Here is a 6,000-nt window from a genome sequence, read left to right as displayed (position 1 = left end):
CAATCAGCCTAAGAACCTATATGGTCTGTCTTAGGAGGGGTGATGGCACACCCTCATCTTGAAGGCTGTTCAAAACAGAAATGGACTGCGAATGCTTAGTCATTCAAGAATCCCATCCGTTACACCGCAAGGTATAGGACTTGCGGCTTTAGCCGTGGGAGTGTCAAAAGGAGCAGCAGCGTATGTACGAAGAAATACAAGAGTGAGATGAAGAAAAAGAGAGTAAAGTGGAAACTAAAAAAGCAAAATGGTACGAGGAGTACATTTTATAGGTAGAAATTTAAATTATTGAAAAACCAAAATATAGAAGGGAAAATAAAAGACGTTAGTTGGCGTCTTTTATTTATCATCATTAGTGAAACTTCGCTGGTGATTACTATTAATATTAAAATATCTGATCTTGGAATTAACTTACTAGATGATACTATTGATTGTATAAAATCTGACAAATGACTAAAGATAATAAAAAAATTCTTGATACAAAAATCTAAATTGTATAATATATAGTTATAGTGTTATTTGTTGAATTCCGTTTATTCCCACGCCTTATGTGTTGTGGTTGAGTTGCAGAAGCAAGTTGTGTTCTTGTTTCAATTTTGAAAGGGCTTCTTTGAGCCGATTAGTGCATATATAGCTTATTTTGTTATGCACATTTTTAATCGACTTGAAGAAGTCCTTTTTATGTTGTTTTCAAGTTGCAGGTGGGATTATTTATGATTCATAACATAACAAAAAGATATAAAATAATGTTTGAATAGTATTAGTTGATCTAAAAGAGTAATCTAAAGAGCCCGATGATATATTGATTGATATAGATAAGTTATTAGGGAGTACAAATGAAGAACTACGATATAAAACATGTGATGGTAGTTTATACAGGGGAAAAGGAAGAACTAAGTGATATGTATACTTGGAGCTTCCTTTTTTATTGCAATTAGAAATCTGGTAGGAATAATTATGCATATAAAAATGATTTAGCGGAAAAATTTTATTTAATTTCAATACATAGAAGAAAAAGGAAAAAACAAATTCATAAAGGGCTAGTTTAAGTACGATTCATTTGCATAATTGAGAGGGGAAATGTATTGGTGAAACGTCTTGTTTCTTGCTGACCAAGGGAATGCAGAATGATTAGTAAAGAGTAAGAGCGTATTACTACTCTCACAATGGAAATTACATTAGAAAAGGGTCTGTCAGTGTTTACAATTTATTTGTTACATCGGTCTAAAAGAATTTGGATGGAGAAGTAAATGCTAAGTGAGAACATGAATAACATTTCTAGAACTTGAACAATTGTGCTTTTTGTGAATAGTGAAAATCAGAAGTAGAAGAGGCACAAGCGTTAAAGTGGACTACAAAAGTGACAGAAAGAGAACAAGGACTAACATTATTTATAAAGATATCTAATAAGAAGTGCTATCGGATTTATATAGAAGGAGGGATAATACCAGAAAATATATAAATGTATATAAAATTTGAGGTGAATCCACCTAATTTCTATACATTAGTTGAATCAAATAATAGATGACTAGGGAGTGTATAACATCCATTTCCCAGTTAAATTTTCTTAGATAAATAGCATGAAATACAGTATGTTCTCACTCATTTGTATAAGGATAAAATAGCCTTTTATTTTTATGAAAATGAGTGAAACAGAACGATTCACCATATAAGAATATTCGACTATAATGAAACACTGTACGTCATTGTAATATTAAGATGTTTTAAGATTAAAGTGATTATTAGTCATAAAATATGAGTTTCGAGACCTCAGCAAAATATTGCAATGCTTTATATACATGAGATTGTAAAAATTATTTTATTAAAATTACTGGAGGCTGATGAAATATGATAATAGATCATATAAGCAACAATGTAGTAAAAAAATTGGAACAAACGGTGCGCTATGAAAAGAAACAGGTACAGGTATTACGTGTAAGTAAAAGTAGTTCTAATATGCACGCTTACATGATTTTCCCAGAATTCTTAGAGGTTAAAATTTCAAATACTGAACTGGATGAATATATAGAAAATCTATCAACAAGTCTGAAATATGTCATTGATCGCAAGTTAAATCAACAAGAAATTGAAAAACAAAATCATTCTTTCATTATGACGTGCGCAGTTGAGGAAGATGGTGTTATAGATGATGAAACGATTCATTTTAATACGACGTATGTTAAGCCACCTACACTTGCGAGTAAGGTATTTAAGCTAGTGTGTGGTTTAGGAAATCGTTTGAATAGCTTAAAAGAGTTACATATAACAGTATTAAATAATAATATTAATCGAATTGAAATAGAGTTTTATAATGAAAATGAAACATATGTAGCAGTAGAAAAAGAAGAAATTGCAAATGCGATTATGGGGGCATATACAAAAGCCAATATCTATTATTCCGCAGATCTCCGTTATGTTGCAGAAGGAAATGAAATCAAATTAAAGAGCATTAAGCCAAAATTAGCGGGTGATGTGTTGTGAAGCGAGAAAAAGGGATGATTGGAGTTTTATGTACATTTGTTTTTATGATCCTAGTACTCATACCTTTACATACAGCTCATGCATCTGTAAAAGTGGATTTTAATGAATTGAAAGGAAATGATGTTTCTTCATCTTTTAACGAAGGATTAAACAATCGAACAAAAACGACAGAGAAAGACGATTCATTTGGGTCATCAATTATACAAAAAGTTGAGGGTATGTATGCACCAGCTTTTAAAGTAGGGGTAAATATCTTTTCTATCTCTTTCATATTAGGTGTTATTGTCATGGTTATGGCGTTAATTACAAAGAATGGTCAATGGATGAAATGGGCAACAGGGAGTATGATTTTCTCGTTCGTTAGTATGATGTCAATGAGATTAAGTGTATATTTCTTATTTAGTTCGGATGTATTTTCGTTTATGAACATTTTTACGGATTTTTTAGACCTGTTTAAAGCAACAGCACTTATTTTTACACCCTTTATGTTAATTGCAGGAATTCGTTTACGAAGAATTCATGAGAGTACAAAACAACCTGAGTATTATCGTTGGTCTAATCGCGTTATAACGGGATCTTGTTTACTATGTATGTTAGCCGTACTGGCTCCATGGTTATTTGCGAATATGTAAAGATATATATATATGCAAAAGGTACTGAATGTTCATTCAGTACCTTTTATCTACCCATCTGATTTTTCCTTTCGTATTCTGCAAATATCTCCTCTGATATAGGGGATAATTCGTTCGATTTTTAATCGGTTTTTTGTTGTAAAGGATTTCCATTTTTAGAATGAACAGAACTTGTAGTAGAGCTGGTATGCCTGCAAAACAGACGAGGAAGATACAAGCTAAAATAATATTTAAATTAGAAATTCATACCTCGTATTTAATAATAACTTAATTTATTTTGATAGGAGTGCTTGTTTTGAAAAGAAATCCAGAATATACCGCTTTACGTAATTCTATCTTGATAGGTTGGCTGCTCACAATTATTGTTATGGGCTTATCTATCTATTTTTCTTCTATTGTATATCTACTAATTGGATGTTTCATTTTGTCATTGAAATATGGATTAATGGGCACTATAAAGAATGTAGAAAAGCGTTTGCCAACCTGGGCTAATTTTGGAGTGATTGAAAAACCAGTGAATCGGAGGGTGACAAGACCGTTTCAATTTCGGGGCGGACTCATTGTTTCATTAGCATTAGGATTCATAGAGATGGTGATAAAAGGTTTATGTATCTCATATTATATTTTAGGATTAGAAACCCATGTATATCGTTTAACGCGTAGAAACACAAGAATGTGAAAAGGGGACTTATATTATGAAAGTATTAATATTTGAATTAATTCTAATTGTGCTTCTGATACCGATAAACATTATGGTAAAAAAACATGCTCCAAAATGGAAAGGAAGAGCTGGAGAAAAGATGGTAAAACGTATTTTAAGAAAATTAGATCACGAAAGGTATTGGGTGTTACATGATGTGACGGTTCATACAGAGTATGGTGATACAACTCAAATTGACCATATTGTTATCGCAGAAACAGGTATATTTGTTATAGAAACGAAGAACTACGAGGGCTGGATTTATGGAAGTGAGAAGACAGCAAGATGGACAAAAGGTATTTTTAGAAAGAAACACTCTTTTCAGAATCCATTTAGACAAAACTATAAGCACATGAAAACAATTGAATGGGTGATCGAACAACAGCTGCCGTGTATTTCTATTGTAGCGTTTCATCCAAAATGCAGCCTAAAAAGAGTAAATGTTCATTCTAAAGATAAACATGTCCTATATTATAACGATCTAAAGAAATGTATCGAATCCTATATTGATGTGAAATTAACAAAAGACGAGGTCGAACATATTTACCAGACTATTTTGCAAGCAAATATTACTGATAAGGATACTGAAAATAAACATGTGAAGTATTTACAGAATAAGTTCGCTAAACAATAAGAAACGGAGCAAGAAACAATGTTATATATAATAGGATTTTTGGTAATCATCGTAGTAGTTATTCGTCTTAACGTGAAGTATTACCAGTTAAAAGGTAATCCAAAAGATTTTGTGATGAAAAAGAAGGATTAAGGATTTATTTTAGAAATAGAGGTAATAGAATACATATATTATTTTAGCCATCACCAAAGGTCATAAGAACCGTTTTATGATCGATAAATACATACATTACTATATTTTATTAATGAATTTAAGTGATATAATAAATAAAAATAAACAGGAGGTTTAGTTGTGAAAGAAGTGTTAGATGTAGAAACGTATTTAAAGAAAATGAAGAATCAGAAAATAAATTATGATAAAGTATTAAGAAAAATGATTAATGATTGGGAAGCAAGGAACGAAAGACCAAAAGTGTTACTTCATTCATGCTGTGCTCCTTGTAGTACTGCTTCATTGGAATTTCTTGCAGAACATGCAGATATTACGGTTTTTTTCTCGAATTCGAATATTCATCCGAAAAGTGAGTACATGCGACGCTCTAATGAACAAAAGATCTTTGTAGAAAAGTTCAATGATCGTACTGGGCACACAGTAGGATTTCTTGAGGATGACTACCGTTCAAATGTATTCTTTAAAATGGTAAAAGAAGAAGGTTTGGCAGAAGAGCCAGAAGGCGGGCTTCGTTGTTCAGCTTGTTTTGATATGAGATTGGATCGTTCAGCTGAGGTAGCACAAGAAAAAGGTTTTGATTACTTTGGGAGTGCCATTACTCTTTCTAAAAATAAAAATAGTCAATTAATAAATGAACTTGGAATCGGTGTGCAAAAAAATTATGATTCGCGTTATTTACCAAGTGATTTCAAAAAAAGTAATGGATATCAACGTTCAATTGAAATGTGTAAAGAATATGATGTTTTCCGTCAGTGTTATTGTGGATGTTCATTTGCAGCAGAGAAACAAGGTATAGATTTAAGATCGGTGAACAAAGATGCAATACATTATCTGAAAGAAAATAATCTTAGTTTAAAAAAATAGATTTAATGGAGAGAAATTCGATGTAAGATTAACCTATGATTTACAAACGAAACGCATTATGTTTCTAAAGGAAAAACGTAAAAAGCTAAAATAGTTCGGGAATAACTCCTTACTGGTTAAAGTTCTAGAGAAGAAAAAACCAATAAGGAGTGTTTTCTTAATCTCGCATTGCCCCTGCCTCTCGGGAAGTCATTGCTCCTTGTCCTGCTCTTACATCATTTTGAATTTCTTGTTTCACTTTTTGTGCATCTGTTTCAGCAAAATCTGGTTTCATAACAGAACCAGGAATTTTTATAGCTTTTTTACGATCTTGCATACAAACCCTCCTCGATTTAACATTTAACAATCTTAGTATTTACAAAAATACACTCGGTATACTCCGAGTAGTATATTGTTTATTGAAGAAAAAATTGATTACTATAAGGTGGTAGAGGAACATAGGGAATAACAATCTTCCATTAATATCTCTCTCAAAAGTTTAGAGAAATATCTGCGGGAAAAACGCCTTTCTCTCTGTG

The 6,000-nt window shown here is 31.8% G+C and carries 7 protein-coding genes; 6 read left to right on the top strand and 1 reads right to left on the bottom strand.

Annotated features, from left to right (window positions below; all coding sequences use genetic code 11):
• The first annotated feature begins 58 nt into the window (after positions 1-58).
• From D1166_RS31375 to D1166_RS24265, 6 genes are all read left to right on the top strand, one after another.
• Positions 59-211, top strand: a complete 153-nt coding sequence (locus D1166_RS31375; RefSeq protein ID WP_165851671.1) for a hypothetical protein — start codon at positions 59-61, stop codon at positions 209-211.
• 1,637 nt (positions 212-1,848) lie between these two features.
• Positions 1,849-2,481: a hypothetical protein gene (locus tag D1166_RS24285; RefSeq protein WP_097855650.1), complete on the top strand. Its 633-nt coding sequence runs from the start codon at positions 1,849-1,851 to the stop codon at positions 2,479-2,481.
• Complete coding sequence (locus D1166_RS24280) at positions 2,478-3,113, top strand: hypothetical protein (protein WP_118043445.1); 636 nt, start codon at positions 2,478-2,480, stop codon at positions 3,111-3,113. The genes D1166_RS24285 and D1166_RS24280 overlap by 4 nt, the downstream gene beginning before the upstream one ends.
• Before the next feature lie 295 nt (positions 3,114-3,408).
• Positions 3,409-3,792: a hypothetical protein gene (locus tag D1166_RS24275; RefSeq protein WP_097855651.1), complete on the top strand. Its 384-nt coding sequence runs from the start codon at positions 3,409-3,411 to the stop codon at positions 3,790-3,792.
• 16 nt (positions 3,793-3,808) lie between these two features.
• A complete protein-coding gene (locus tag D1166_RS24270) occupies positions 3,809-4,447 on the top strand; it encodes a nuclease-related domain-containing protein (RefSeq protein WP_097862037.1) in 639 nt (212 codons plus the stop codon).
• Positions 4,448-4,747: 300 nt separating this feature from the next.
• Entirely contained in the window at positions 4,748-5,482 is a 735-nt protein-coding gene (locus tag D1166_RS24265) for an epoxyqueuosine reductase QueH (RefSeq protein WP_423734368.1), read from the top strand.
• A 157-nt stretch (positions 5,483-5,639) separates the two neighbouring features.
• On the opposite strand, the gene D1166_RS31370 is transcribed toward D1166_RS24265, so the two are convergent.
• The gene (locus D1166_RS31370) at positions 5,640-5,798 is read right to left on the bottom strand and encodes a hypothetical protein (protein ID WP_165851670.1); all 159 of its coding nucleotides are present in this window, start codon (positions 5,796-5,798) and stop codon (positions 5,640-5,642) included.
• Positions 5,799-6,000 lie beyond the last annotated feature (202 nt).

This window comes from Bacillus sp. ISO11, from assembly GCF_003458115.1.
Taxonomy (GTDB): Bacteria; Bacillota; Bacilli; order Bacillales; family Bacillaceae_G; genus Bacillus_A; species Bacillus_A cereus.
Note: the sequence above shows the minus strand (reverse complement) of the source record. Positions and strands in the feature narration are given on the sequence as shown.